The sequence below is a fragment of the Sphingomonas citricola genome (genome assembly GCF_019429535.1).
Lineage (GTDB): Bacteria > Pseudomonadota > Alphaproteobacteria > Sphingomonadales > Sphingomonadaceae > Sphingomonas > Sphingomonas citricola.
Map to the genome: position 1 here is coordinate 634185 of NZ_JAHXZM010000001.1, position 24807 is coordinate 658991.

General features: G+C 61.5%; 34 protein-coding genes. 26 read left to right on the top strand and 8 right to left on the bottom strand.

Annotation, left to right across the window (positions count from 1 at the left end):
• The first annotated feature begins 36 nt into the window (after positions 1–36).
• Positions 37–423 carry a response regulator gene (locus KZ810_RS03170; RefSeq protein ID WP_219767515.1) on the top strand — a complete coding sequence of 129 codons (387 nt, stop codon included), beginning with the start codon at positions 37–39 and terminating at the stop codon, positions 421–423.
• Here the strand turns inward: KZ810_RS03170 and KZ810_RS03175 are convergent.
• Positions 420–1268, bottom strand: a complete 849-nt coding sequence (locus KZ810_RS03175) for a class I SAM-dependent methyltransferase (RefSeq protein WP_219767516.1) — start codon at positions 1266–1268, stop codon at positions 420–422. The genes KZ810_RS03170 and KZ810_RS03175 overlap by 4 nt on opposite strands.
• 69 nt (positions 1269–1337) lie before the next feature.
• On the opposite strand from KZ810_RS03175, the gene KZ810_RS03180 reads away from it, so the two are divergent.
• The 20 genes from KZ810_RS03180 to KZ810_RS03275 all read left to right on the top strand — a co-directional run bounded on the left by KZ810_RS03180 (position 1338) and on the right by KZ810_RS03275 (position 18089).
• Complete coding sequence (locus KZ810_RS03180; protein WP_219767517.1) at positions 1338–2087, top strand: ComF family protein; 750 nt, start codon at positions 1338–1340, stop codon at positions 2085–2087.
• Between the two features lie 31 nt (positions 2088–2118).
• Entirely contained in the window at positions 2119–2376 is a 258-nt protein-coding gene (gene grxC / locus KZ810_RS03185; RefSeq protein ID WP_219767518.1) for a glutaredoxin 3, read from the top strand.
• A gap of 29 nt (positions 2377–2405) precedes the next feature.
• Positions 2406–2834, top strand: a complete 429-nt coding sequence (locus KZ810_RS03190; protein WP_219767519.1) for a DUF1178 family protein — start codon at positions 2406–2408, stop codon at positions 2832–2834.
• Positions 2835–2996: 162 nt separating this feature from the next.
• Positions 2997–4151, top strand: coding sequence for a tyrosine-type recombinase/integrase (locus KZ810_RS03195; protein WP_219767520.1), 1155 nt, complete (start codon positions 2997–2999; stop codon positions 4149–4151).
• Between the two features lie 31 nt (positions 4152–4182).
• Positions 4183–4893 (top strand): hypothetical protein, encoded by a 711-nt coding sequence (locus KZ810_RS03200; protein ID WP_219767521.1) that lies wholly within the window; start codon positions 4183–4185, stop codon positions 4891–4893.
• A gap of 111 nt (positions 4894–5004) precedes the next feature.
• Positions 5005–5172 (top strand): helix-turn-helix domain-containing protein, encoded by a 168-nt coding sequence (locus KZ810_RS03205; protein ID WP_219767522.1) that lies wholly within the window; start codon positions 5005–5007, stop codon positions 5170–5172.
• 212 nt (positions 5173–5384) lie between these two features.
• Positions 5385–5582, top strand: coding sequence for a hypothetical protein (locus KZ810_RS03210; RefSeq protein ID WP_219767523.1), 198 nt, complete (start codon positions 5385–5387; stop codon positions 5580–5582).
• Complete coding sequence (locus tag KZ810_RS03215) at positions 5579–5896, top strand: hypothetical protein (RefSeq protein ID WP_219767524.1); 318 nt, start codon at positions 5579–5581, stop codon at positions 5894–5896. Before KZ810_RS03210 ends, KZ810_RS03215 begins: the two co-directional genes overlap by 4 nt.
• Positions 5893–8088, top strand: a complete 2196-nt coding sequence (locus KZ810_RS03220; protein WP_219767525.1) for an AAA family ATPase — start codon at positions 5893–5895, stop codon at positions 8086–8088. Before KZ810_RS03215 ends, KZ810_RS03220 begins: the two co-directional genes overlap by 4 nt.
• Before the next feature lie 214 nt (positions 8089–8302).
• Complete coding sequence (locus KZ810_RS03225; protein WP_258044310.1) at positions 8303–8734, top strand: DUF5681 domain-containing protein; 432 nt, start codon at positions 8303–8305, stop codon at positions 8732–8734.
• Positions 8734–8949: a hypothetical protein gene (locus KZ810_RS03230; protein ID WP_219767526.1), complete on the top strand. Its 216-nt coding sequence runs from the start codon at positions 8734–8736 to the stop codon at positions 8947–8949. Before KZ810_RS03225 ends, KZ810_RS03230 begins: the two co-directional genes overlap by 1 nt.
• Positions 8950–9163: 214 nt before the next feature.
• The gene (locus tag KZ810_RS03235) at positions 9164–9397 is read left to right on the top strand and encodes a hypothetical protein (protein ID WP_219767527.1); all 234 of its coding nucleotides are present in this window, start codon (positions 9164–9166) and stop codon (positions 9395–9397) included.
• Between the two features lie 10 nt (positions 9398–9407).
• The gene (locus KZ810_RS03240; protein WP_219767528.1) at positions 9408–9569 is read left to right on the top strand and encodes a hypothetical protein; all 162 of its coding nucleotides are present in this window, start codon (positions 9408–9410) and stop codon (positions 9567–9569) included.
• Entirely contained in the window at positions 9562–10041 is a 480-nt protein-coding gene (locus KZ810_RS03245; protein ID WP_219767529.1) for a hypothetical protein, read from the top strand. The genes KZ810_RS03240 and KZ810_RS03245 overlap by 8 nt, the downstream gene beginning before the upstream one ends.
• A gap of 126 nt (positions 10042–10167) precedes the next feature.
• The gene (locus KZ810_RS03250; RefSeq protein ID WP_219767530.1) at positions 10168–10773 is read left to right on the top strand and encodes a P22-gp17 family phage DNA ejection protein; all 606 of its coding nucleotides are present in this window, start codon (positions 10168–10170) and stop codon (positions 10771–10773) included.
• Position 10774: 1 nt separating this feature from the next.
• On the top strand, positions 10775–11545 hold the full coding sequence (locus KZ810_RS03255; RefSeq protein ID WP_219767531.1) for a hypothetical protein: 771 nt from the start codon (positions 10775–10777) through the stop codon (positions 11543–11545).
• Positions 11546–11550: 5 nt separating this feature from the next.
• The gene (locus tag KZ810_RS03260) at positions 11551–14937 is read left to right on the top strand and encodes a hypothetical protein (protein ID WP_219767532.1); all 3387 of its coding nucleotides are present in this window, start codon (positions 11551–11553) and stop codon (positions 14935–14937) included.
• Positions 14938–15502: 565 nt separating this feature from the next.
• Positions 15503–16273 carry a hypothetical protein gene (locus KZ810_RS03265; RefSeq protein WP_219767533.1) on the top strand — a complete coding sequence of 257 codons (771 nt, stop codon included), beginning with the start codon at positions 15503–15505 and terminating at the stop codon, positions 16271–16273.
• A complete protein-coding gene (locus tag KZ810_RS03270) occupies positions 16270–17478 on the top strand; it encodes a M48 family metallopeptidase (protein WP_308461475.1) in 1209 nt (402 codons plus the stop codon). Before KZ810_RS03265 ends, KZ810_RS03270 begins: the two co-directional genes overlap by 4 nt.
• The gene (locus KZ810_RS03275) at positions 17478–18089 is read left to right on the top strand and encodes a hypothetical protein (RefSeq protein ID WP_219767534.1); all 612 of its coding nucleotides are present in this window, start codon (positions 17478–17480) and stop codon (positions 18087–18089) included. Before KZ810_RS03270 ends, KZ810_RS03275 begins: the two co-directional genes overlap by 1 nt.
• Positions 18090–18155: 66 nt before the next feature.
• Here the strand turns inward: KZ810_RS03275 and KZ810_RS03280 are convergent, their stop codons facing one another.
• Positions 18156–18551: a BLUF domain-containing protein gene (locus KZ810_RS03280; protein WP_219767535.1), complete on the bottom strand. Its 396-nt coding sequence runs from the start codon at positions 18549–18551 to the stop codon at positions 18156–18158.
• A gap of 1058 nt (positions 18552–19609) precedes the next feature.
• The gene (locus KZ810_RS03285; RefSeq protein ID WP_219767536.1) at positions 19610–19801 is read right to left on the bottom strand and encodes a hypothetical protein; all 192 of its coding nucleotides are present in this window, start codon (positions 19799–19801) and stop codon (positions 19610–19612) included.
• Between the two features lie 54 nt (positions 19802–19855).
• On the opposite strand from KZ810_RS03285, the gene KZ810_RS03290 reads away from it, so the two are divergent.
• From KZ810_RS03290 to KZ810_RS03300, 3 genes are all read left to right on the top strand, one after another.
• Positions 19856–20236: a thermonuclease family protein gene (locus KZ810_RS03290; protein ID WP_258044312.1), complete on the top strand. Its 381-nt coding sequence runs from the start codon at positions 19856–19858 to the stop codon at positions 20234–20236.
• A gap of 185 nt (positions 20237–20421) precedes the next feature.
• Positions 20422–20715, top strand: a complete 294-nt coding sequence (locus KZ810_RS03295) for a hypothetical protein (RefSeq protein WP_219767538.1) — start codon at positions 20422–20424, stop codon at positions 20713–20715.
• A complete protein-coding gene (locus KZ810_RS03300; RefSeq protein WP_219767539.1) occupies positions 20715–21095 on the top strand; it encodes a hypothetical protein in 381 nt (126 codons plus the stop codon). Before KZ810_RS03295 ends, KZ810_RS03300 begins: the two co-directional genes overlap by 1 nt.
• A 40-nt stretch (positions 21096–21135) precedes the next feature.
• Here KZ810_RS03300 and KZ810_RS03305 read toward each other — a convergent pair whose 3' ends face one another.
• From KZ810_RS03305 to KZ810_RS03325, 5 genes are all read right to left on the bottom strand, one after another.
• Positions 21136–21519 (bottom strand): hypothetical protein, encoded by a 384-nt coding sequence (locus KZ810_RS03305; protein ID WP_219767540.1) that lies wholly within the window; start codon positions 21517–21519, stop codon positions 21136–21138.
• 60 nt (positions 21520–21579) lie between these two features.
• The gene (locus KZ810_RS03310) at positions 21580–21783 is read right to left on the bottom strand and encodes a hypothetical protein (RefSeq protein WP_219767541.1); all 204 of its coding nucleotides are present in this window, start codon (positions 21781–21783) and stop codon (positions 21580–21582) included.
• An 851-nt stretch (positions 21784–22634) separates the two neighbouring features.
• Positions 22635–23414, bottom strand: coding sequence for a methyl-accepting chemotaxis protein (locus tag KZ810_RS03315; RefSeq protein WP_219767542.1), 780 nt, complete (start codon positions 23412–23414; stop codon positions 22635–22637).
• Between the two features lie 2 nt (positions 23415–23416).
• Positions 23417–23833 (bottom strand): globin domain-containing protein, encoded by a 417-nt coding sequence (locus KZ810_RS03320; protein WP_219767543.1) that lies wholly within the window; start codon positions 23831–23833, stop codon positions 23417–23419.
• Between the two features lie 68 nt (positions 23834–23901).
• Positions 23902–24147 carry an XRE family transcriptional regulator gene (locus KZ810_RS03325; protein ID WP_219767544.1) on the bottom strand — a complete coding sequence of 82 codons (246 nt, stop codon included), beginning with the start codon at positions 24145–24147 and terminating at the stop codon, positions 23902–23904.
• Between the two features lie 134 nt (positions 24148–24281).
• Here KZ810_RS03325 and KZ810_RS03330 point away from each other — a divergent pair, with 134 nt between their 5' ends.
• Both KZ810_RS03330 and KZ810_RS03335 read left to right on the top strand, forming a co-directional pair.
• On the top strand, positions 24282–24557 hold the full coding sequence (locus KZ810_RS03330) for a hypothetical protein (RefSeq protein WP_219767545.1): 276 nt from the start codon (positions 24282–24284) through the stop codon (positions 24555–24557).
• A 2-nt stretch (positions 24558–24559) separates the two neighbouring features.
• The gene (locus tag KZ810_RS03335; protein WP_219767546.1) at positions 24560–24805 is read left to right on the top strand and encodes a hypothetical protein; all 246 of its coding nucleotides are present in this window, start codon (positions 24560–24562) and stop codon (positions 24803–24805) included.
• Positions 24806–24807: the final 2 nt, after the last annotated feature.

Genomic DNA, 24807 nt, shown 5'->3' on the forward strand with positions numbered 1-24807 from the left:
GATCGCCACGGCACCTGCGCGGACACGGGAACGGGCATGAGGGTTCTCTTCATCGAAGACGATCGCATGAACCGCAGGGTCGTGCGCGACATGCTCGACGTCGCCGGCGCGCAGATGGAAGAGGCCGAGAGCGCCGAGATCGGGCTCGAGCGGATCGAGCACGAGGAGTTCGACATGCTCCTCGTCGATCTGCGGATGCCGGGCATGGATGGGCTGACCGCGATCGGCCACATCCGCGCGCGCGGCGACGCGAAGGGCAGGCTGCCGATCATCGTCGTCACCGCCGATCGCGCGGTCGACCTGCGCGAACAATGCCTCGCCGCGGGCGCCGACGACGTCATCTTCAAACCCGTCGCGATGGACTCGCTGTTCGAGGCGATGGGCCGTCTGCTCGCCACCGGCGACGACGACGAACTGATCTAGTCGAAACGCCCCGCCGGTCGGGGCAGTGCCGAGCCGTTCGCCTGCGCCGGTGACGCGCGGCGATCGGCGTCGTGTTCGGGCGAGGGGGCCCAGCCGGTCAGGAAGACGAGCTCGAACTGCTCGGACGTCCGGCCATCGGCGTCGGCGCGATCAGCGAACGCCGCCGCCGCGCGCGCCAACGTACCACGCGTGAGCGGCGATCGATCCCTCAGCACGTTGCCCGCCGCCATGCCGCGCACGTCGTCGAGCAGGCGACCGAGCGTCGCGTAGCGCACCGTCAGCGTCTCGCCATCCGCGACCGGCAGGCGGAACCCCGCGCGCAGCAACAGATCGCCGGCGGAGCGGACCTCGATCTGCGGATGGACGCGCACCGCCGGCCGCTCGGCTTCCGCCTCGCGCAGCACCGCCCGCAGCGTGGTGAGCGAGCCCGCGCCCAGGAATGCGCCCAGGAACAGCCCGCCCGGCCGCAGCACGCGCCGCACCAGCGTCATCGCGCCGGGCAGATCGTTGACCGTGTCGAGCGTACCCGCCGCCGCCACCAGGTCGAAGCTCGCGTCGGCGAAGGGCAGGCGGTCCTCGTCACCCTGAACGCCGTGCGCCGCCTTCGCGAAGCCGAAGCCGGGGTCGAACCGCGCAACGCGTGCGCCCGCGGGCGGGGCGAAGCCCGCGTCGAAGCAGCCAAGGTCGAGCACGTCGTCGAACCCGCGCAACACCGCCGACAGTCGCTCCTCGATGCCGTCGAGCATCACGGCGCGGACGAAGTCGTGATCGCGAAACGCCGGCGCGGCGCGGTCGCGTCGGCGCCGCCGCGCGGCACGGTCGAAGATTTCGGGTGGCGAGGTCACGGTTGCGCTTGTGGCGACGCCGCCGGCCCGCGACAAGGGGCGGGCGGGGGCAGGGGAGCATAGGCATTGATGCGGGCGGCAGGCAGGCTGTTGGCGTTCGCGCGCGATCTCGCGCTCCCGCCGCGCTGCCCGGGGTGCGGGGAGATCGTCGGCGCGGCTCACCGTTTCTGCGCCACCTGCTGGTCGAGCCTGCGTTTCATCGGGCCGCCGTGGTGCGCCGCCTGCAACATACCGTTCGATCACGATCGCGGCGAGGCGGCGCGGTGCGCGCGCTGCATCGCCGAGCCGCCGGCGCACGCCGGGGTGCGCGCGGCGGTCGCTTACGGCGCGGTTGCGCGCACGGTGGCACTGCGGCTCAAATATGCGCGCCGGACCGCTTATGCCGAGACGGCGGCGCGGCTGATGGCGCGTCACGTGCCAGACGACGCGACGTTGCTGATCCCGGTGCCGCTTCATCGCTGGCGGCTGTGGCGGCGCGGCTACAATCAGGCCGCGCTGATCGCCGATCATCTGTCGCGGCTGAGCGGCATTCCGGCCGACCGCACCACGCTCGAGCGTTGCCGCGCCACCGCCCCACTGCGCGGTCATTCGCGCCGCGCGCGCGCGCAGGCGGTCCGCGCCGCGTTTCGCCTCCGCGCGGGCGAGGGGGCGGCGGCGCTTCGCGGGCAGCATGTCGTCTTGGTCGACGACGTCTATACCAGCGGCGCCACCACCGATGCCTGTATCGCGGTGCTGCGTCGCGGCGGCGTTGCGCGCGTCACCGTGCTCGCCTGGACGCGCGTGCTCGATGACGACGCCGCCGGCACTTCGACGGATTGACAAGCCGGGTACGCGACCACAGGTCGGTGGGATGGCACAGGTCGAAATCTACACGAAGGCATTCTGCCCCTATTGCGCGCGCGCGCTGCGACTGCTCGGCGACAAGGGCGTCGTGGTCGATGAAACCGACATCACGATGGATCGCGCCAAGCGCGAGGAGATGATCGGCCGCGCCAAAGGGCGTACCACGGTGCCGCAGATCTTCATCGACGGGCAGCACGTCGGCGGGTGCGACGACCTCGTCGCGCTGGAACGCGCGGGCAAGCTCGACCCGATGCTCGCCGCCTGATCGACGCGCCCGTCGATTCGGATCAGTCGATGATCGTTTTCGATCTGCGGTGCCCGGGCGACCACGTGTTCGAGGTGTGGTTCGGCTCCAGCGACGCCTACGAGGACCAGCGCGCGCGCGGACTGATCGCCTGTCCCACCTGCGGGTCGGTCGACATCGAAAAGGCAGTGATGGCGCCGCGCGTCGCCGCGAAGAGCAATAGCGCGCCTGCGCCCGCGAAGCTCGACCCCCAGGCGCTACTCCAAGCGATCGCGGGCGCGCAGGCCGCGGCGCTCAAGAATTCGCGCTGGGTCGGCAAGAACTTCGCGGACGAGGCGCGTGCGATCCACGCCGGCGACAAGCCCGACGCGCTCATCCACGGCGAGGCCACACGCGAGGAAGCCCGCGCGCTGATCGACGACGGCGTTCCGGTCGCACCCCTGTTGGTGCCGGTGGTGCCGCCCGAAGCGTTGAATTGAGCTGGCGCACCCGACAGGAGTATAACTACCTGTTCGCGGTTGTTCGCCACCGCTCGTCACCAAGGTGCCGTTCCCTCTTGGTTCGCCCTCCCTGTTCCGTTAATGTTCGTTGACGTTCGTCCCTAGCCGCGCGAATGTGGGGAAAATCTGTGGGAACGGACTGTGGGCAAGCTCACCACCAAGGAAGTTGAGAACGCGCCTCCCGGTCGGCTGATCGACGGCGATGGCTTGTGCCTGATCACCAAGCCCAGCGGATCGAAGTCGTGGATTCTGCGGGTGCAGCACAACGGAAAGCGGCGCGACATCGGGCTCGGATCGCTGTCCGCCCTCGGCCTTGCTGGCGCACGTGAAAAGGCCAGGGAGCTACGCAAGCACGCGCTGAATGGCCGTGACCCGGTGGCTGAGCGGAAACGCGAGAAGGACACGGTGAAGACGTTCCGCGACGCGACGTTCGCCACGCACGAGGCTCTAAAAAGCCGATGGGTTGAGAAAAACGCAGCCGCCTTTCTTTCGTCGCTGGAAGCCTACGCGTTCCCCGAGATGGGCAACCTTCACGTCGCGACGATCACCGCCGGGCATATTGTCGACCTGTTGCAGCCGATCTGGATTGAGAAGCCCGAGGTTGCTCGAAAGGTGCGGATGCGCATCGGACAGGTGCTGAACTTCAGTCATTCGAAGGGGTGGCGCCCCGCGGAAGCGCCAGGTCGATCCGTGACGATGGGCCTCGGCAAACAACCCAAGGCCTCAAACTTCGCGGCAATGCCGTATGAGGACGTTCCAGCCTTTTTCGATCAGCTACGCTCGAGCGTGCAGACGAAGGGGCGGCAGGCGCTCCAGCTCGTGATCTTGACCGGCGCGCGATCCGGGGAGGTGCGTCACGCGCGCTGGGGGCAGTTCAATCTTGATCGTGCCGAGTGGCGTCGGCCAGCCGAACTGATGAAGAGCCGCGAAGCGCACTTGGTCACCCTCAATGCTCCAGCCGTCGCCCTGCTGCGGGGCCTTATACAGGGGCGCCAGCCGAAACCTGACGAACTCGTTTTTTCGTCACGCAGAGACACGCCGCTGTCAGACATGACCTTGACCAAGGTCGTTCGCTCCGCCGGTGAAAAATTTACGGTGCATGGTTTTCGCAGCTCGTTCCGTGATTGGGCGGCTGAACATCATCCCGACCTACCCGACGCGGTTGCCGAAGCCGCCTTAGCCCACGCTGAACCTGATAAGGTAGTTCGTGCATACAAGCGCACGACATTGGTCAGGATGCGCCAGCAACTGCTGCAGGCTTGGGGAGCGTTCGTGACGTGCGAGGATCAAGCATGAGCATCCTATCAGTTTCTACCAAGGTCAGGTCTTGGGTATGAACAAGCGGGGTGCTGTATCCGAAGCAGAAGCAATGGAAGAAATTTCCACGTTCTTCTGGATGAGGAACAACTTTGATGCATCCGTGTCGGCACCAGCTGAGTGGCGGCGAGGAGAGGCTCGAAGCCTTCTTGCTCACGCTTTAGACATGGCGGCCCAGATGTGCGGCCCAGAGGTTCTTGCTCTAGCTTACGGCCCAACGGGTTCAGAAAGCCGGAAAGACCATTTGCTCGCCTTAGCTGATAGATTGCACTGGCCTGCTTTACTGTTTGCCAGCATCGCACCTGGAACACACAACGATAGCTTCGAAGCACTCGCAGAAGAATGTGAAAGCATTGCGCGAGGGGATAAGCCGATCCTGACGGCAAAACTGCCTGGCTATCGCAAGCAGGTGCGGCTGCTTGTTGCCAAGTTCCGCGCCAACCGCTGGGACGCCTATTTAGAGGGCGCAGGCATTGCGACTGCTGAACGACATTCCGCCTTGGCTAATGCCTTTGGTCAGGAATGGGATACGATGTCGCGGTGGCCAAGCGATGCAGTAGCGACCTGGGGTGCCAAACCGATCAACGATCGACTGAAGATGGATCGCTATCTCGGAAAGGATCACATTCGGCGCAATGCCGTGCTCAGCCAAGAGAGTTGGCTAAGTGCAGTGAATAGGTCAGGGCGTATTTTCCGACAACAAGCGGGTTACTCTGCGTAGCTCGCACCTTCTCGGACGGAACCGCGAATTTAAATCCTTGGAATATACTGTAAGGAGCGGGTTAATTCGCTGTCGCCCGCTGGCCACCGCCAGCATCTAGGAGCGACTGATATGGAACCGCTTACGGTTACGGTAGATGGAGCCAAGAAGGTTCTTGGTCTCGGACACACCAAAATTTACGAGCTGATCGGTAAAGGCCGATTGAAGACGGTAAAGATCGGACGCCGCACCTTGGTAAAAACCGACAGCATTCGCGCGCTCGTGGAACAGGCGGCGTGATCTGCAATGGTGGGCGCAAAGGTTGCGCTTCGGCCTAAAAGCGAAGCACCCCGCAAGACCTGGCCGGGTCAGCGGGGCACCACGAATTCCGTCAACGACAGCGATCAATTAGGTAACACCACTTTCTTACGGCTTCAACGGTTGTCTGCTGCTTGCGGCATTGTCGGTGCGCGGGCTGAACTAATTAGCATGTTGATCTGGGGAGACGTGGCATGACTACGTTCCCTGATCATCGCGCCGCGGCAATGGCGGTGTTAACGAGCGGAGCCCCCTTGCGTCCTCGTGAGGGGCAGTTCCTGGGTGGGCTCGCGTTCGATGCCAATCCGTTGACGGAGAAGCAGGCGAACTGGTTGCGCATCCTGCTCGACAAGCACGGTTTGCCCTCTGTCGCGCAAGGTGATGCACCATGAGCGGCTATCCGAGCGAACCCGGCTTCAAGGGTGATGCTGATACCGGCCGCGAAGCCGCCGAGGCGATGAAGTCGAAGTGCGGACGCCTTCAACAGATGGCGCTTGCGCACATCCGTGCCGCTGGCCCCGGCGGTTATACCGCGGACGAGCTGTCGGCTGCGATGGGCATGGATCGTTGGACCGTTCAGCCCCGAACGAGCGAGTTGAAAGCCAAGGGCCTGATCGTGGACAGCGGGCAGCGCCGCCGCAACGTGACGGGCAAACGCGCTGTCGTGTGGACCCTGCCGGAACACCGGCGGGAGCGTGCAGCATGAACGACGCCGCGCACGCACCGCGGCTCTCGCTGGACTTCCCCGCGCTGATGACGCGCGTCGCGCCGCTCTTGCTGGGTAAGCCGAACCAGCATCTGTCCAACGGCGATCGGCTCCGCTTCGGCAACAACGGGTCGGTTGAGGTGGATACCGTCGCGGGTTGGTTCAGCGATTACGAAGGCAATCGCAGCGGCGGCGTGATCGACCTCATCCGCCTTCGCAACGATTGCGATGTGGCTGGCGCGCTTGCGTGGTTGGAGCAGCAGGGATTGAAGGACCCGTCGACACCTGCCGAACGGCAGCGCGATGTCCCGCAGCCGCGTCGCCCCGTCAATGCCGGCTTCTACGATTACTGCGACGAGAATGGTGTGGTGCTGTTCCGTGTCGAACGTCGTGGAAAGGACGCGGTGCCGCCTTTCCTCCAGCACGGCCCTGACGGGCAGGGCGGGTTTCATGCGGCTCGCGGCTGCATGCAGGGCGTCCGTCGCGTCGCGTATCGTCTGCCCGAGATCCTTGCTGCTGATCCTGACACGATCGTGTTCGTCTGCGAGGGTGAGAAGGATGCGGATCGCCTCGCCGCGCTCGGGCTCGTCGCCACGACCAACCCCGGCGGTGCAGGCAAGTTCACCAACGATCTCGCCGCGCCGTTGCGAGGCAGGCGGGTCGTGGCGTTGCAGGACAACGACGATGCTGGCGAAAAGCACGTAGCCGCGGTGCTGGCTGCGCTCGATGGCGTTGCAGCGTCGTCGGTGGGACTGCTACTCCCCGGACTGCCCGCCAAGGGCGATGTGTCCGATTGGCTGGCGGGTGGCGGTTCTTCTGATGAGCTGGTGCGACTGGCGGAAGCGGCGTTGCACCAGCCCATCGACACGTTCGAGATCGCCGATCTGGGTGCTTGGGCGCGGTTCGAACCAGAGCCCAAGGCGTTCCGCATGGCCGGCGTGGTGCCGGAAGGCGAGGTGACGCTGTTCACCGGACCGGGCGGCACCAACAAATCGACTTTCGGGCTTCAACTGTGCGCCGCCAGTGCTGCGGGCAAGCCGATGCTGGGCATCGCGGTCGAACCTGGCGCGGCGCTCTACGTCACGGCTGAGGATGACGACCGAGAGAACCACTGGCGCCTCAAGAAGATCGCGTCGGCGATCGGCACGTCGCTGAACGACCTTGCTGGCAAGCTCAGCGTGGTGTCGCTTCGCGGTCACCTTAACAACGAGTTGGCAATCTTTGATCAGGAGGGGAAGCTGCGGCCTGCACCTGCGTTCGCGCTGCTGCGCTCTACGATCCAGGCAACCGGCGCGAAGCTAATCGTGCTCGACAACGTCGGTCACCTCTACATCGGCAACGAGAACGATCGCGGACAGGTGACCGGGTTTATCAACCTTCTCTATCAACTGTGCCGCGAGCAGGGCGTCACGATCATCCTGATCGGCCACCCGAACAAGGCCGGCGATAGCTACTCGGGCTCCACCGCCTGGCTGAATGCCGTTCGCTCGCAGATCGTCTTGCAGCGCCCCGACGACGGCATGGACCCGGACGCCCGCGTGCTGACGCTCGGCAAGGCCAATTACGCACGCCCGGATCAGCAGCTGACGTTTCGCTGGCACGACTTCGCCCTCATCCTGGACAAGGACCTGCCTGACGACCGGCGGGCTGAACTGGCAGCGATCGTCGGGGCAAATACCGAGAACGCCGCCTTCCTGGCGTGCCTCGCAGAACGAGCAGGGCAGGGTGAAGGGCGGCAGGTCGGACCCAACTCGGGTCCCAACTACGCACCATCTCAGTTCGAGGGAATGCCGCAGGCGAAGGGGCTCAAGCGTAACCGATTGAAGGCGGCGATGGATCGCCTGTTCGCCATCGGCGCGATCGAAACACACACGTTCCGCAACTCCAGCAAGGGGCGTGATGTGACGATTATTCGCGCCACCCCGAACACCCCCGAACACCTCTCCCGAACGGTTCCCGAACACCTTCCCCAAACACCCCCGAACAGTTCGCCCGAACACCTCCCCCCACACACCCCCTTACTACGTAAGGGGACGGGCGCCGCCTTTCAGGGCTCCGCGCCCGTCCCACAAGCGACCACGGACCAGCCGACCTCGGGCACCCGTGTCACCGCTACCGGCATGATCCTCGCGCCGGGCGAGACGGGCGACGAGCCGATCCCCGGCTTCGACGATTGGGGTGGCCGGGCATGATCCTCCCACTGGTCGTCAGCATCTACATTCTCGCCGGTGGGTCGATCGCGGGGCTCGTGATGGGCCGCGTGGATCATGCGCATCCACTTACGCCACCATTTCACCCCGCGTCGGCTTTCACGCTTGTCGTGGGAGTAATTGTGCTCTGGCCCGTGCTCCTCGCGCTAGCTGTGGAGGGGCGACCGCGGTGACTGACACACCAACAGGACAGAACATGACCACGTCCCGCAAAGAGCCCGCAAAAACGGGCGCTGACACTCGCTTTAAACCCGGCAATCCCGGTAAGCCTAAGGGCACTCGCAGTCGCGCCACGATGGCGGCGGAAGCGCTCCTTCAGGGTGAGGTGGAAGCGCTAACCCGCACCGCAATCGAGAAGGCTTTGGAGGGTGACGGGATGGCGCTGCGGCTCTGCTTGGAGCGGCTGGTCCCACCTCGCAAGGACACGCCGATTAACATCGAGCTGCCCACGATCACCAACGCCGCGGATGTGGTTGGTGCATCGGCTGCGGTGTTGGCAGCGGTTGGTGCAGGCGACGTGACGCCGGATGAAGCGGGCAGGGTGATGACGCTGCTCACCGCTCACAAGAGCATCATCGAGATGGGCGAGTTGGAGCGCCGGATCGCGGCTTTGGAGGAGAGGAAGTAATGGCGACGTTGAACGACAGGCTGTCTCGCATCGAGCGCCAGCGTGGCGATGGTGGCGAGCGACAGGATCGAATCAAGGCAGATGCTGCTTGGGTAGTCAGCAGGATTGCTGCCCTTAATGCCACATCGAAGACCGTTGTGCCGAGCCAGCAAGATGATGCTCGCTGGGTCGCCTTCAACGAGCGGTTCGCCGCTGACACGGCTCACCTCGCATGAGCGGGTCCATGTTGTCGCGGCGTCTGAACCGGCTCGAGCAAGCCGGCGCCGGGTTGGTGCCGTTGTGGTTGCAGCAATGGTTGGGCCTGCCGCTAAGCGACGAGGACCAAGCACGAGCCAGCGCTGAATGGACTGAGGTGCAACGCCAACCCGGCCCTGATCTTGCCTCGTATCCGGCCGACGTGCGCGAGTGGTTGGTCAGGAGGAATGGAGCATGACCCTGCAGTCACGCTTAAGCCGGCTTGAGTCTTACGATGGCAGTGGAATGCTCAACGCTGCCGAACGTGCTGCGGCAATCGCTCGCTACACCGATACGTATCTGCTCGCCGGACATGCCTTAGCGTCTGCGCTGACGCCTGCAGCTTACCGCATGGCCATCGAGAACATCCGCAATTCCGCGCAGCAGCGGCTTCTCGCCTGCATGTTGCCCGGTGATGACGACATTTAGGAGAACGATCATGAATATGCAGCGACGAATGGACCGGCTTGAAGCGATCACCTTGGATGGCACGAAGCGTGTGCGGGTGATCTTCGACGGCGTGGCGACATCACCGATCATGCCGAATGATCAGATTATCAATGTGCGGTTCGTAACTCCGAGGGAGGAGCGGCATGGGTGATGTCACGATTTGCATGACCATCCCTGCCGAAGACGGTCGCTGCTGGGTTTTCATTGATCCGGCGCAACCTGACTTGGCGTTTAACCGCGAGTTCGACGATCAAGTCCAAGCGACTGATTACGCTTTGGGTCTGGCAAAGACCACAGGTTGGCCAATCGAGGATGCGGCTGGCAAGTGCCCCGCCGTTCCGCAACCGGTGTCGCTAAGTGCTGAAAAAATTCGCGCAAACGAAGCTATGTGGCGGATGTCGGCTATTGCTCAGATGAGCTGCCATATCGATTGGCACGACCCTTCTGTCCTCGCCGTAGGAGCACGTTTATTGGCCGACCTTAGCGTCGGCGACGGTCGAGTGATGACGTCCGAAGACCGAACGATGCTCATCGAAGTTGGAGCCGCCATGCTGAATAGAGCGGCAGAAGACATGGGATTGTCGTCTGTTGACGATGTTCTAGCATCTACGCTGCATGCGTGATCTCATGCTTGCGTCTATGAACAGATTAGTTTACCGGTATATTGTTCGAGTAAGCGCGCGACCGGACGGCGCATCCTTTTTCGGGGTGCTTGGTCGGTGGGATTTATTGGGAACGCAATTGGCTCGGTGATCGGTGGCATCACTGGCGCAAGTGCTAGCGCTAAGGGCGCACAGCGGGCCGCGCAGACTCAAGCCGGGGCCGCTGAACAAGCAATAGCAGAGCAGCGCGCCGCACGGCTTGACGCGCAGAATCTGCAAGACCCGTTCGTAAAGGCGGGCACCAGCGCACTTGCACAGCAGATGTCACTCATCGGGCTGAACGGCACGGCCGGACAGCAGGACGCGTTTAATGCCCTGCTATCGTCGCCGGAATACAGCACAGCGGTCCGCCAGAGCGAGCAGGCAATCCTTGCCAGCGCTGCGGCCACGGGAGGCTTGCGCGGAGGTAACGTGCAGAACAGCCTCGCCACGAACCGCGAAGACCTGTTCAGCAACCTCATCACTCAGCAGATGGGCCGACTAGGTGGGCTGACCTCGCTGGGTCAGAATGCCGCCGCTGGCGTGGGGAACAATGGCCTCGTATCAGCTGGCGCAATCGGCGACCTGCTTCAGCAGCAAGCTGCCGCGCTTGCTGGCGGACAGATCGCCAAGGGCAACGTGAATGCTCAGTCGTTCAACAACATCCTCAAAGTCGCAGGTGCAGTCACCGGCGCTGGCGTGAGAGGCTTCTGAGATGCCCATAGCTCCGGTCAACTATCAAGCGCTTCTGACGCAGCTAGACTTTACGCCGCTGATGCAGGGCATGCAGATGCGGAGTGAACGCGAAGACGCGAAGGCTGCACGTGCAGAGCAGACAGCGCGCCGGTCGCTTGCCGAGTCCAAGTTTTCGCAGGAACAAGACGAAGACAAGCGCTGGCGCGCGGACCTTGCTGACATATCCGCTGACTTCACACCCGAGAAATTACGGGACCTTATGTGGAAGCATCCAGATAAGCAGGAGGCGCTGAAGAGTGGGTTCGACACCTACAACAGCTACCAGCAGCGTGACGTCATCTCGGCGTCCACCAGCGTGCTTGGCGCGCTGAATAGTGGCAACACGGACTTCGCCGCCAAGGTGTTGGCCGATCGTAAAGCAGCGTTGGCAGAGGCCGGGGTTAACACGGACCAGACCGACGCTCTCTTGCGCTTGGTTAAGTCGCCTGACCCCGCAGATCGGCAACGGGCTTACGCGATGCTGGGTATGGTCATGGCTGGAGCGGTGGGACCCGAGCATGCGGCAGGTGTGATGGAGAACCTCGGCATTGGAGCAAAAGCCGAGCGGCAAGCTCGCAAGGACCAACTCGACCAAGATGAATTCGAAGAGCGGCGTCGGCACAATAGAGCAAGTGAGGGCGTCGCAGCTGGAAACCTTGCCCTTTCGCGTCAGCGCGAAGGCCGCGTTGCTCGTGGCAGCGGCAAAGCAGCCAAGCCTGCCAAGCTCCCCTCCGGCTTCATCCTGGATTGAGCGCTATGTTCGAAGACGAATACGGCACGCCTCCTTCACCTGCTCCTGAAGCGCCTGCCACCGATTCGATGGAGGGGCGCACCGCGACTAATCCGCGCACTGGCCAGAAAGTCGTTTACCGTGGTGGTAGCTGGCACGCGGTCGAAGGCACCTATGGTCTCCCGCTGCCGGAGAGTGCGGCCAAGCGCGTTGAGGATGATGTGTCCGTCTACGCAGCGCTGAAGAATGCCACGGGCGGCTTCAAGACCGACTATGCCGGCAACACCTTCACAGGTGAGCTGGAAAACAAGCTTCAGGGCGCAACCGGGTTCGGAACAGAAGGCCAGCGTGACTGGTGGGCGAAGTTTCGCTCTGCCGATAACCAGGTACGTAATCAGCTATTCGGGTCAGCGCTGACGCCGTCTGAGAAGGAGGCTTACGAAAGCACAACCATCGATCCTTCGATGGACCCAGCTGAGGTGGTAAAGAACCTCGCCGGCCGACAGGAGATCGTTCGTAAGGCGCTTGCCCGTCGCACTGCATACCTGAAGCAGAATGGATACCGCGGCAGTTCGGTCGATGCGCTGCTCGGCGAATATGCGCCTGATCTAGTTGCGGGTGCGAAGAAGGCAGACGATCAGAAGGACGGTCAGGACCAAGGGCCAATGGCTGGTCAGGTTGACGCACAGCCCCCTGTTGCACCGAACGGCCCTGGTGGCGACATCGACATCGGCTTCGCTAACCGGAGCGCAGCGGACGCCAATAGCCGGCCAACCGGGTCGGACGACTACGTTCGGGAAGCCAACGCCGGTGTCCGTAATGGCACAATCAAGAGCAGCGAGGACTTGATCGCGCTTGCTGCCAGATACGGTTTCAGCTTCCCCGATCGCGCCAAGGTTGATGCCACCTTTGATGCTCTGAAGAAAGGTGCGCCATTCGGCGGATCGAACCCGGCTGAGTATGCGGTCGACATCTCAGCGGACCGCGGCAAGTCCGCCGTTGGCGACACCGTGAAAGCGTTTGCCCGCGGCATTCCGGCTGTTGTCGGGCTTGATGACGAGGTGAACGCTGCGGCCGACGTCGTGCTCGATGGCGCTGATTGGAAGCAGTCGCTGGCACGTGAACGAGCAATCCGCAACTACGACGAGGATAACCATTTCTGGTCGCGGCTCGGCGGCGAGGTGGTGGGTGGCTTTGGTATCGACACTGCGGTGGCCAAGGCAGCGCCAGCGCTTACCGCCCAAGCAGCAGCCAGCCTTGCAGGTCGTTCGATGCTCCGGGCCGGTGGGACGCGAGCTGAAGCCCTACGTGCGGCCAATCAGGCATATGCGCTCCGACTTGCTCAACAGGGCGCTGCTGTCGGTGCTGTTCAAGGTGGCGGTGCCAGTGACGGCGGGCTCCTTGATCGTGCTGGTGGCAGTGTCGCTGGTGCAGCCTTTGGCGGTGTCATCGGTGGTGCAACGGGAAAGCTGGCCGGCCGCTTCGGTAGCCGTTTCGAAGAGCGGTTACGTGCAGCGCGAGAAGCACGCGCCAACCCCGCCGCGGAAACCATGCGCCTTGCGCAGGAGCAGAACATATCGCTCCTGCCGCAAGACGTTGGCGGTCCTGGCATCGGCCGCATGACTCAAGGCGCTGCTCAGACGCCTTTCGGTGGACGGGTGATCAGCGAGGCGACAGATCGCCTCTACAACAGCTTCAAGCGGCGGGTGTCAGAGGTAGGCGGCGAGGCTGACACCCTGGCAGATGTAGGCGGTTCGCTGAAAGCTCGATCTGCCACTCTTGCAGAACGCGAGGGTGCTAGAGCGCGTGGAACCAGCGATGCAGTAGAGCAAGCCGTTGGCACGCCGACTGACCTGACTGGCGCTGGTCAGGTTGTGCAGCGTGGCGTTTCACGTTTCATGGACGAGACGGCGGAGCGAGCGAACCAGCTTTACGCGCGCGTTCCCATCCCTGCCGCAGCCGAAGCCAGCCTCGCCAACACGCGTGGTGTGCTACGAGATCTCACCGCAGGGATGCGCAGTAACCCCGAGTTGGCCGGCATGTTCGATAACCCGCGTCTGCGTGGCTACATGCGCGCTCTCACACCACGTGCTGACGAGCAGACGGGTGAGGTGACGCACGCCGGCACGCTGTCATGGCAAGACCTGCAGGAGTTCCGCACCCGTGTTGGCGACATGCTCGACGATCCCCGGCTCTCCGACAAGATTGCGCCGCGTCAGCTACGCACGCTTTACAGTGCGTTAAGCGACGACATGGAAGCAACAGCCCGCGGGCAGGGCGAGAACGCGTTACGTTCATGGCGTCGAGCCAACACTTACTACGCCGCCCGCATGAAGCGGGTGAACGACACGCTCTCGCTTGTTGTAGGCGATCGGCGCGACAAGACCGCGAACGAGGCGATGGGCAAGCTCCAGTCCATGCTGCGCGCAGGTGCGGGCGACGATGCCGCCTCGTTTGGCAGGATCATGCGGTCGATCCCGACCGAGGATGCGCGCATCGTCCGTGCCACGATCGTCAACGACATGCGTGGTGCACGGCAGTTCGATCCGGCCGAACTGGCGAAGCGCTGGGATCAGCTATCGGAGCGCGGCAAGTCTGCGCTGCTGCCAGAGACCGGGCTACGTGCAATGATGGATGATGCAGCCGAACGCGCCGCTGCCTCGTCTCGTGATCCGCTCGGCAACCTTAGCGGCGAGCAGGCCTATCTCGCTCTTGAGCGCCTGGCTAATAATCGTGGCGACAGTGCCGAGTTCAGGCGACGCCTCGCGGCCATGTCGCCCCAGGAGGCAGGCGCCGTTCGTTCTCTCTACGTGCATCGCATGGGTCTCGCGAACGCCGGTGCTCAAAATGCGGAAGGGGACGCCTTTTCCATTTCGCGCTTTCTGACCCGCTGGAACGACATGACCCCGCAAGCTCAGCGAACCTTGTTCGGCGATACGGAAATGCGCACCGACATGACCGCGCTTGCCAAGCTGGCCGAACGCGTGAAGGCTTCGGAAAAGCTGCATGGTCATAGCAACACCGCGGGCGTCGACATCGCGAACAAGACTGGCATGGGCCTCGCGTCCGCTGTGGTGGCGCTGCTCACAGGACATCCGGTGATCGCGGCAGGGCTTGCTCTGCCGCCGCTCTACCAGCGCATTAGCGCCGAAGTGTTGACCTCGAAGGCAATGCTGAACTGGCTGGCTCGTGCGCCCAAAAAGCCGAACGTCGCTGCTCAACGTGCACATGTCGAACGACTTGGCAGGATCGCTTCGGCTGAACCTGCCATCGCCAATGACGTGCTACAATTGCAGTCGCGGCTACGATCAGCCTTTTCCTCGCCGCTATCTACACAGATCGCAGCGGAAGAACGCCTCGATCGCCGGCCAGCACCAGAACAGGGCAGGAGCGCCAATCAGCCAGCCAACTAACCTCATCCGCTTGCTCATCAACTGTTGATAGCACATTCGGAAACGGTAATGTAGAAGGATCGAGGCGTGCCAACACAACGACCGCTTCGTCGGTCTTGATTGTTGCTTGAGACGCCACTCAGAAGAGGCAGCCATGGTCGAATGTTTCATCGAACTCGGAGACGATGGATACGATTGGTTCGACGGTGCTGTCAGGTTCAGCGCCCTCCCGGCTGTTGGGAGTAGAGTGTCAGTGGTCGATAAGAACGCAAACCGTAGGCATATGCGCGTCCACGACGTCATCATGGGCGGTGTTGCCCTCTGGGCTGAGGTTGAATGCCCTATCCCGCAAAGCCCCCATGTTACATTGCGGGTAGAAGAAGAGCTCTGAGGCAGCTTTAAGCCGCATCGGCAGACGCGCATGCAGAGCGGACTTGTTCGCACGATGTCGAGCCAGCGGCCCACGTCACCAACGACGGACTGAGAACGCAAAAGTTTACAACTTTAACTGGCCTTATTGCCTGTGCGCAGTTCGTGTGCAGATTGCGCTCGTCGATTGGGGAGTCGACGGAAACTTGGGGGGACAATGCGCTTCAAACCTTGGATTGTGACTGCGGCCGCGTTTGTGCTGGCCGCGTCGCCTGTTGGAGCGCAGGAGCGCACTGCCGTCAAAAATGGTTTCGATCTGAAGGCTGCGAGCGGAAAGACCATTTTGGTCATGCGTCCGACCGTGAAGGTGGGCGCGCAGTCAACGGGCGGCATGTTCGAACCCAATGGTGACTGGACGGAGCAGTCGCGTAAAAACATCGATAGTGCGCTGGCTAAGCTTCAGACAAAACTTGGAAACAGGGTGATCGTCGCGCCAGAGGCTTATGGCGACGATGCGCGCTTGGCTGAGGAATATGCGGCACTCTTTGCCGCTGTGTCCCGATCCGTAATCAACTATCAGTTTTTCGTGGGCAATCGGCTTCCGACAAAGAAGCGCGACAACAAGGCGAACGTGTTCGATTGGTCTCTCGGCTCCGGTGTGTCCGCGCTTCCGGGTGCCAAGGATGCTGATTACGCGCTCTTCATCTACAACAAGGATGCTTACGGCTCAACTGGACGCAAGCTGCTTCAAGTAGTCGCGCTGCTTGGTCCCGGCATCGGGGTGAAGTCAGGTGAACATGCTGGCTATGCAGGATTGATCGACCTGAAAACAGGTGATGTGCTCTGGCTGAACGCGGACGGGGCGATGGGCGGAGATGTTCGCACAGCAGAAGGCGCCGATAAGCGCGTGGCGCAGCTTCTTGAGGAGTTTCCGGGCAGCTCGATTGTCGCTGCACCCGCAAGTGCCCCGGCCGAGGCAGGGAAGTGAAGTTTCGTGCACTGGCGCTCTACGCCGCGCTGACTGTGGCCGGATCGGCTGCCGCTGCCACAAAGCCAAAGGTTCAGCCTGCTCCACCGCCTGTTCCATACGCCGGCGCTTACCAACCCCAAGGTGTCGACGAGATCGGTCTTTGGCGCGAAGCGGACGAGAACGAACGTAAGCTCGCCAACTCTCCGCTACTGATCCGCGACGAGAAGCTCAACGCTTACGTCCGCCAAGCGCTGTGCAACGCTGTTGGCACCGATCGCTGCGCATCGGTCCGCATCTACCTCGTCCGCTTTCCTGTGTTCAACGCGAGCATGACGCCGAACGGCACGATGGAGGTGTTTAGTGGCTTGCTCCTGCGCGTGCGCAGTGAAGCTGAACTAGGTGCCGTCCTTGGTCACGAGTTTGGCCACTTCGAAAAGCGACACACGCTCCAGCAGTATAAGGCCGCTCGGAAGGGCACGGACCTGATGAGTTGGGCTGCGGTGCTCACATCTATGGCAGGCACTCAAGGCGCATACGGTAGCTTCGATAATCTGCAGTTGTCCGTGTTGGGCGGCTTGGCTCGTTTCGGACGCGATCAGGAGCGCGAGGCTGATCTGATTGGCCTCGGTTACCTAAACGGCAGCACCCTGCGGCCTGGTGCCGCTTCGCGCGTATGGCGCAATCTCATCTTGGAGCGTGAGGCATCCGCGAGCGAACGCGGGCTGCGTAAACCTGACTTTGATCGAGTAGCGTTCTTCGCGTCCCATCCTGCCGATGGTGAACGGGCAGATTACCTGTTTGCCCTCGCGGCACCCGATGGGGATACTCGGGACGACGGAGCAGATCGATACACCGTGGCATTGGCCCCGTGGCTGCCAACGTTCCTAGATGATCAGATCAAGCTGAACGACTTCGGGGGGAGCGACTTCATTATAACTCGGCTGGCCGAGACAGGATGGACAGCCCCCCTTTGGCGGGCGCGAGGCGATCTGTATCGTGGTCGAGGCAACCAGCGTGATTTGATGAATGCTGCGGATTACTACGGCAAAGCTGTGGCGCTTGATCCATCGCTTCCGGAAGCACAGCGCGGTCTTGGCCTATCGCTGTTTAAGACTGGGCGGCAAGTCGAAGGGAAAGCGGCATTGCAGCGCTATCTTTCGCTCAGGCCAGACGCTCCCGATGCCACAATGATCAGCATGCTAGTTCAGAAGGACGCCAAGTGATGCGTGCTAACCGAATCCACGTTCTGCCGATCGCACTAGCAACAGCGATCTTGTTCACGTCAGCCGGCGCTATCGCAAATAGCTATCGGCCGAAGGCTCAGCCCGCGAAAATCGCTGACTCACCATTGACCGTTACACCTGCACGAGACTGGAACAAGCTGAGCGTCGCGGTCGGTAAAAACACCGAAACTTGGACGCTGGATGGTGAAGAGCTGAATGACGTGACATTCTTCGCCGGTATCGAACCAGGCAAACCCCTGATTCGCGAGGTGAGCAAGAAGCGTAAACCACTTCCTAAGTTCACCAAAGAGACCCTGCTGGTCGAAGTGCCTGAACTCGTCGAGGGCACCTATCGGGCAGGCAAGGACATCGCGACCTTCAATGTAACGGGGGCGAAGCCAGACAAATTTCTAGGTCGCGAAGGCATTCGCTTCACCTTCGAATACATCGACAACGATGCTTTGCCGCGGCGGGGTGAAGGTCGGGCAGCGTTGGCGAACGGCCTTCTGTATATGGCAGTGTTCGCAGCACCCAAACTCAATTACTATGATAGGACCATCGGGGATTTTCACACGCTGAGCGATAGCGCTCAATTAAATCAGACAACCTAAGTGATCGCGTTCAGTCAATACCGCTGCTGCTGAAATAAGCGCGTCATAAGTCAGTCGCCATGTGGCTCAGTGCAGTGACCGCATCATGACTTCGCGCATGCGCCGCCGTGCGGGCGTATCTGTCATTCCGGCAAGAGCGACGAGAAATAGCCCGCACTCGTCGCCAAGCGCGCTCTCCCCGGCCTTGATCATCGACCATGCGCCAAACCGGGGAGCTTGGATTGGCCGTGTCTCGACCATCTCCACGTCTGTGTGCCGGTGATCCGCCAGGATGCGCGGCATGGTGATCATCACTGCCGCCTCCTCGCCTTCCAGCGCCTGCACGAAAGTATGATCATCCGACCACAACATGCCGGCGATGGTCGCGCTCCTGTTCCGGCCCGCTGCTGCCTGCACAATGCTCGTTAGGGTGCCCTGCTGCCCACCGATCAGGGATCGGCTTACGTAGATGACGCGATACATTACCAGTCAGCCTGGGTCCGGGCATGTGGCGTGATGAGGCGTGGACCTACACGCCGTATCGCTTATTTCCACCGCTCGTGATGCAGTAACGACCGCCCCGCGGGCCTATGCATACGTTCCCTCCCGAGCAAGGGCAGGAGCCGCCGCCGTAGGAGAAGGAGCCTCGCGAACGCCGAGACGTGAAAGGCCGGCGATACTTACGCGGCGTCGAATAACCAAAGGCATACGAGCGTGGACGGCTGCGGATTGCTCGTGACGACGAACGAGCGCGCGTCGCGCTGTAGGTTGGCATGCGGAAGTTCGATGAGGTTGCGGAGTCATCTACTAGATAGCGGCTAAGCACCCAGCAGCCTGCCTTCACGCGATCCACGAGCGACCACTTACTGAGGCGAGACATGACGGCGACCGACGTTCCCGTGGGAATGCGGGAGACCAGTCGCCCGGATGCTTCGGGCGCTGAGCGACAATTAACATTGACTGTCGTGACCGCAGCCGATGCAGGACCAGCACTTACGATCGCCACGAATAGCAGACCAAGCATGTATAACGGCCGCATCGCGCGCCTCCCATCCTAGCGCGCAAATGACGCCTCTCTAGGAGGGAAGTTACCTCAGGCATTGAAGGAGTCGAGCGCGCGTATTTACACTTGGCTTATCGGTGGAAGCGAAGGGTATGATCTAAATCACACCCCTGATTGAATGTCAGTAACGGTAGCGACGGCCGTAGTAGCCACGTGGTCCACGGTAGTTCCGATACCCACGATAGCCGCGATAACCCCTGTATCCACGATAGCCTCGGAAGCCACGCCGCGGCGCGTAGTATCGTTCGCAGTTGAAGCCACGATTGCGGGAGTAGCCCCGATCATAGCGGTAGGACTGGGCTGACGCTTCCACTGGCGCGACGCTGGCGCCAAATCCGGTTAGCACCAATCGCTAAGGCAGCGAAGATGCCCATCAATTTGTTACGCATACACATATCTCCTGGCGCCTCGCGCGCTCGTGATCGAAAACAGCCAGCCGAACCCCGTCGTTCCTGCGGCGAGCGGCTGGCGGATTCGATCACTTGACTGGCGTAGCTCCCGGCGTGCCGCACTTCGCGAACTTGCCCTTGGCGTCCTTGCAGCGGGTCGCCTTCGCTGGTGCCTTCTCGGCGCACTTGATGAACTTGCCTTTCGCATCGCGGCATGGTGCGGCAAGGGCAGGTGCGGTGAGCAGGGCGGATGCGGTGAGCGCGGCAAGCAGCAGCTTCATGTCTCTCTCCATCATACAGCGACAATCCGAGTCGCTGCGTGCAAGGTGCCACGCATGATCGACCTACCGCCAGCCTTCGTCTGTGAAGTTGTAAAGGTGCACGATGGCGACGGGCCACTCTGGTGCCGCAATGGTATGAAGGTGCGGGTCGCGGGCATCCAAGCGCCCGACTACGAGAACGCGCAGCCATGTCGCACGCGTCGCGCAAATTATGTCTGTGACGATCGCGCCGCCGCCGCCAGCCAGCGCGTTGCCCAGCGCTTCACCCTCTACAAGCGTCTGACCTGTCAGCCGGTCGACCGCTCCTACAAGCGTGTCGTCGCTCGGTGCACGCTGCCGGATGGTCGCTCGCTGTCGTGCGCTATGCTCGCGGCTGGCGCTGCTACACGGTGGGACACATACTGGCGCCGTTACAGGATGGGCGCATGCCGTTAACGTCAGAGCAGGAGCGATGAGCTGAGGCGTCTGCGATCCTGCGCATACATCAGGATCGTGCCCGCGTGTTCGTTATCAAGCGCAGAGGCGCACTAGCGCTGGCAGGCTACGCCTGGGGCGTTGAGCGACCATGATGGGACATATAGCTCCGTGACTTCGTTCGTGCGCGAAGATAGGATCGCGAAATGGCCGTTTTTACAGTGTTGTCCGAGAAGCCGCAGCAGGTGCTTAGAGCTGCTATCGAAAGGGAATTTCCCGACAATTTCTATCACTGGTCCGATACCGTGTCGTTTGTCGCAGCAAGCGGAACCGCAAAGCGAGTCGCAATGGCTCTAGGTGTGAAGGCGCGGTCGGAGGACGGAGAGGTGACCGGCTCGATCGGGGGAGTCGTTGTTTCAACACTTTCCCCTTCGTATTTCGGATGGTCGAAAGCAGCCCTCTGGGAGTGGCTCAAGACTAATTTCGAGGCTGTTAACTGATGTCGCGCTTGGGGCGGGGCCGCGGCGAGGAGGGTTCTCCGAAAGACGAACCACAGGGTAATCCGCGCGACCTGCATCCGACATCAGACATTCGCTTCGTAATGATTGAAGTTGCGAAGCTGTCGGAGCGCGTTGACACTTTGGTGGCTGATGTCGGAAAAGTCGGTCCTAACTTCGAGAAGGCGGCCGAGGCCTTATCGAAAGACCTCAAAGAGCGCTTAGCTGAGCTTAAGTCCGAAGGAAAAGAAACGACGGGGTCAATTAAGAAGATTGAGAACGACATGTCCTTTTTTAAGGGTGCTGTGTGGGTTCTTGGCGGGATTTTTGCACTTTTCCTTGTTATAACAGGTGTCGTGCTTAGAGAAGTCTTGACGAAATAGCCCTGATTAAACGCCCATGAAAACACTCGACCAGTGTGGTTCATGGCTGATTGGTTTTCTCCACTTCAATGCCTCGCTCGATTAGCCGCTTGACAATACAACGATAAGGTAGGCGGCAGCTAGTCCACGGATGCCGAGCTTCAATCGTCCCCACCGCCTCCGTTGCGGATCGCGCCGCCGCCTCGCGCAATATCTGCAGCGACAGATTGATCAGCGCGTGCCGGTGCGCCTGCTTGTGCGCCCGCTCACGTCCGAAGGGAATCGGTACGAGTTTGATAATCGGTGCTGCGCAACGGTGAGGGCATTTCACCGCATAGCGTGCAGTATGCCAATCGGTGTTGCCGCCGTTGTTACGCACTTCGGTGATCAGCGCATTCAGTTCCCATACCTCGGATGCCTTGCAGCTGGTGCAGGTGACCTTCACCTGCGCCTCTATGCGGTGCAGGTCTGACAGGTTCTTGGGATCGCCTACCACACCCGCTGATCAGACCAAGGCAGGCAGGATTAGCTGTTCACCGCGGCTGGCAAGCACCGCACGAGCTTGCTGGGCAGCACCGACCGCTTGCCGGTAGTGCACGGTCGCGTACCGCTCGGCCTCGTCGAAGCCGACTGGTGCCCAATCCTCGGTAGGATAACAGGCGTCGTAGATCGCGCGCGCAGCCGCACGCAGTTGCAGATCGTGCTGCATCGGGTCGCTCCAGCAGTCTCGAATCACCGCAGCGGCGGCGTTCAGCCAGCTAGAACAAAGAAAGAACAGATTGCAAGGGTCGGGAGGCTGGCAACTTATTTGAGAGTGGCCAGAATGAGCTCACGCAAGCGCCTCTGTGCATCTATCTGCCGCTGGAACCCGGTGCCGTGATCTAGCTAAGCTCGCGCTAGTCAGCGCGTCGGATGCCACCTGGAAGGCCATTGACCTTCACCCGAGTCGTTGCTTCTGAAGCGCGTCGTCTAACATCGATCAGTCGCTTTTACACACACCTTTGCAAGGAGCTTGCGAATAAGGCGTTGTTTTAGCTAATTTATTTTCGCCACTTCTGCGTATTACAACGTGTTACGTTTTGTGGGGCAATGTATACATCGCTGTAAACGTAGGCTTTTTGTCTCGAAAATCGTTTTTGGCAACGGCCTTGTTCAGGCATTGCACAACCGCTAAAATCGACCTTGCTTTAGATCGCCTACTCAACGGGCCGTGACTGCTACACGGCTGACTCAGGTCTTCATCATGGAACACGTTGCGCTTTCACCCGCCGGTGATCGTTCGCGCGAAGCTCTCACCGTGTCTGTCGGTGAGGCGCTCAGGCTCGTCGGTATCGGCCGTACCCGCTTCTATGAACTCGTTGCTTCAGGTCAGGTGACAACCGTTAAACTTGGGCGGCGTCGCCTCGTACACCTGGCGTCGTTGAAGATGCTGGTGAGCGGCTTGCCAGAACCTGTGCCGCAATCACCGCCAAGCCAGCTTCCACTGTTTGGTGGAGGGGAGGGGGCGAAGGAGAGTGTGAGCAGGGGTGGAAAGAGGAGACGCTGATCCTCGACGTGCTCTCAATCAGCCATAGCAAGCGATTGAGAAGGAGCTGTGCGAGCAGAGCGGGAAAGCTTAGAGATCTGCCGCGCCAACACTTTTACCGCGACAGCGTTTGCGCCCACTCGACCAATTGCGGTTGCGGCCTGGTCGACCGTGTCTTCGGTTTCAGTCGTGATCATAGCCAGCTCGGCGGCTGTGCTACGCTGGCGCATCGCATCATTGAGTGTGGCTTCAAGAACACCGTTCTGTTCTACGAGCATGATGGAGTAAGACGCAACCGTACCGTTGGTAGCGTCGAGATCGGTTGTTATTCTTGATGATCGTACAACGATGTCGTCAGCCGCGGTCTTCGTACGAATGGCAAGTCCCGACATCTCGGCTGCGACAACACCAAACGCCGCGCCGTCAACGCCTGCTCGTGCTGCCTCGATACGCGCGTTCAAGCTTAATATGCGACTTTCTTGTGCCACCTCTGCAATGGCAGCACTGATCGATGACACACCGGCAATTGATTGCTCTAGCGCATCAATGACCGGCTTGTTTGCAGCCAGCTCCGCGCGCGCGATCGCCAATGCATCCGCTTGCCGTCGTACGGCCGCTTCCATGGTGCTGGCGGCGGCCTCAAGCCCAAACGCGAGCGACGCAACCCGGCTGGCGTGGTCGGTCATCCCACGTACGAGAATGCTCGCCGCCTCAGCTTCCGAGGCAACGCAACCTGCGACATCGATGAGGCGCGCTGCTATGCCGCTTAACTGAGCACTCAGGTCTGCATCGGGACTGTCCCGTTCGTCTGTCATCGCTACGCACTCACGCGTGTAGCCGCCAGCATCGTGTCTGCTAAGATCGTATAAGCCGCCAACCAAGCAGCCTTTGTCTCGGCGTCAAAGCTGGCCCCAAGTTCTAGTTCAAGGGTAGCTAGGAGCGCCGACCCGACGGCAGCATAGTGGTGCTCCTTCGCGCCATAGGAGACATGACGGATAGCTAGCTCACGCGCGACGGGAACGATGGTGTCCAAGCGATCAAGCGCATCAACCACGGTAGCGAGGGTGAGGAATAGCTTGCGGCCTTGCTCGGCCATATCGTTGCGGAACAGGTGCTTCGTGTCCGGCGCCATCTCGAACAGCCGCTTGTAGAACGCCGCCGCGGTCCGATCGGTGATCGGCACGACCGCTGCGAAGCTGTCCTGAACTAAGTCGATCTGGTGGGTAGAAAGCATATTTTGCGTAATGCACCTCAATCCACAACCAATCGGTTAACTCAGGTTGGAGGGGGCTGATCCTCGGTCTACTCTGGTTTGGGTGTTAGGCGTACACCCTCGCCCCCTTCCGACGAGGTCTCACCAGCGGCGATGAAGGTGATGCCAGCTTCGGAGAGCGCACGCTCAATCGATGCAATCGAAGCCGCCTGGACAAAGCTGCCGCTTTCGAAGCGACGGACCGTGGCCACGCCCAGCAATGCAGCATTGGCTAGCGCTTGAGCAGACCAGTCTAATAACGACCTCGCTGCCCTGCATTGCTCGATCGAGATCATTTGATCGCTATAATATCAATTCATGCTTGTTCGCCACCGTTCGCGGTGATATGAAAGCTATCAACAAGCCGGCTGAGCGAGGAGATTAGGCCCTCCAAGCTCAGCCTAACCACCCACGTTCCAGGAGAACGAGAATGGCTACGAACACCCTACCGGCACCCGTGTGCCCGGCCAAGATCGCGCATGCAAAATCCGGGTTGAGCCGCGCCACCACCCACGCGGTCGACATGGCGCGTCTGCACCTGCGCACCGGGAACCCTGGTGCATATGCCCGCACGCTGGCCGGCGAACACCGCTCGACCAATAGCCGCCAGCAGCGCGCCATCGAGGCGGTGATTGCCAGCGACGCCCGCGACCACCTGTTCACGCGGCATCCGATCAACGGCTGCCTCCTCGCACGGGAGGGCTGATCGTGAGCAACGCTACCCTCATGCAGGAAAACACCCTGCTGCAAGACGCCGTGTCGTCGGCATATGCCGTCCTGTTCGCGATCGAAGCGGGCGATCTGTTTCGCTCCCTGCCCGCGAACAAGGATGACGCCGCCTTTTACAACCACGGCTGCTACCTGCTCGACATGCTCGCGCAGCACCTGCTCCGTGTGCAGGGCGAAGTCGACAAGCTGGCCGCTGACCGCACCCAATCGGCCGGGGAGAACTAAGC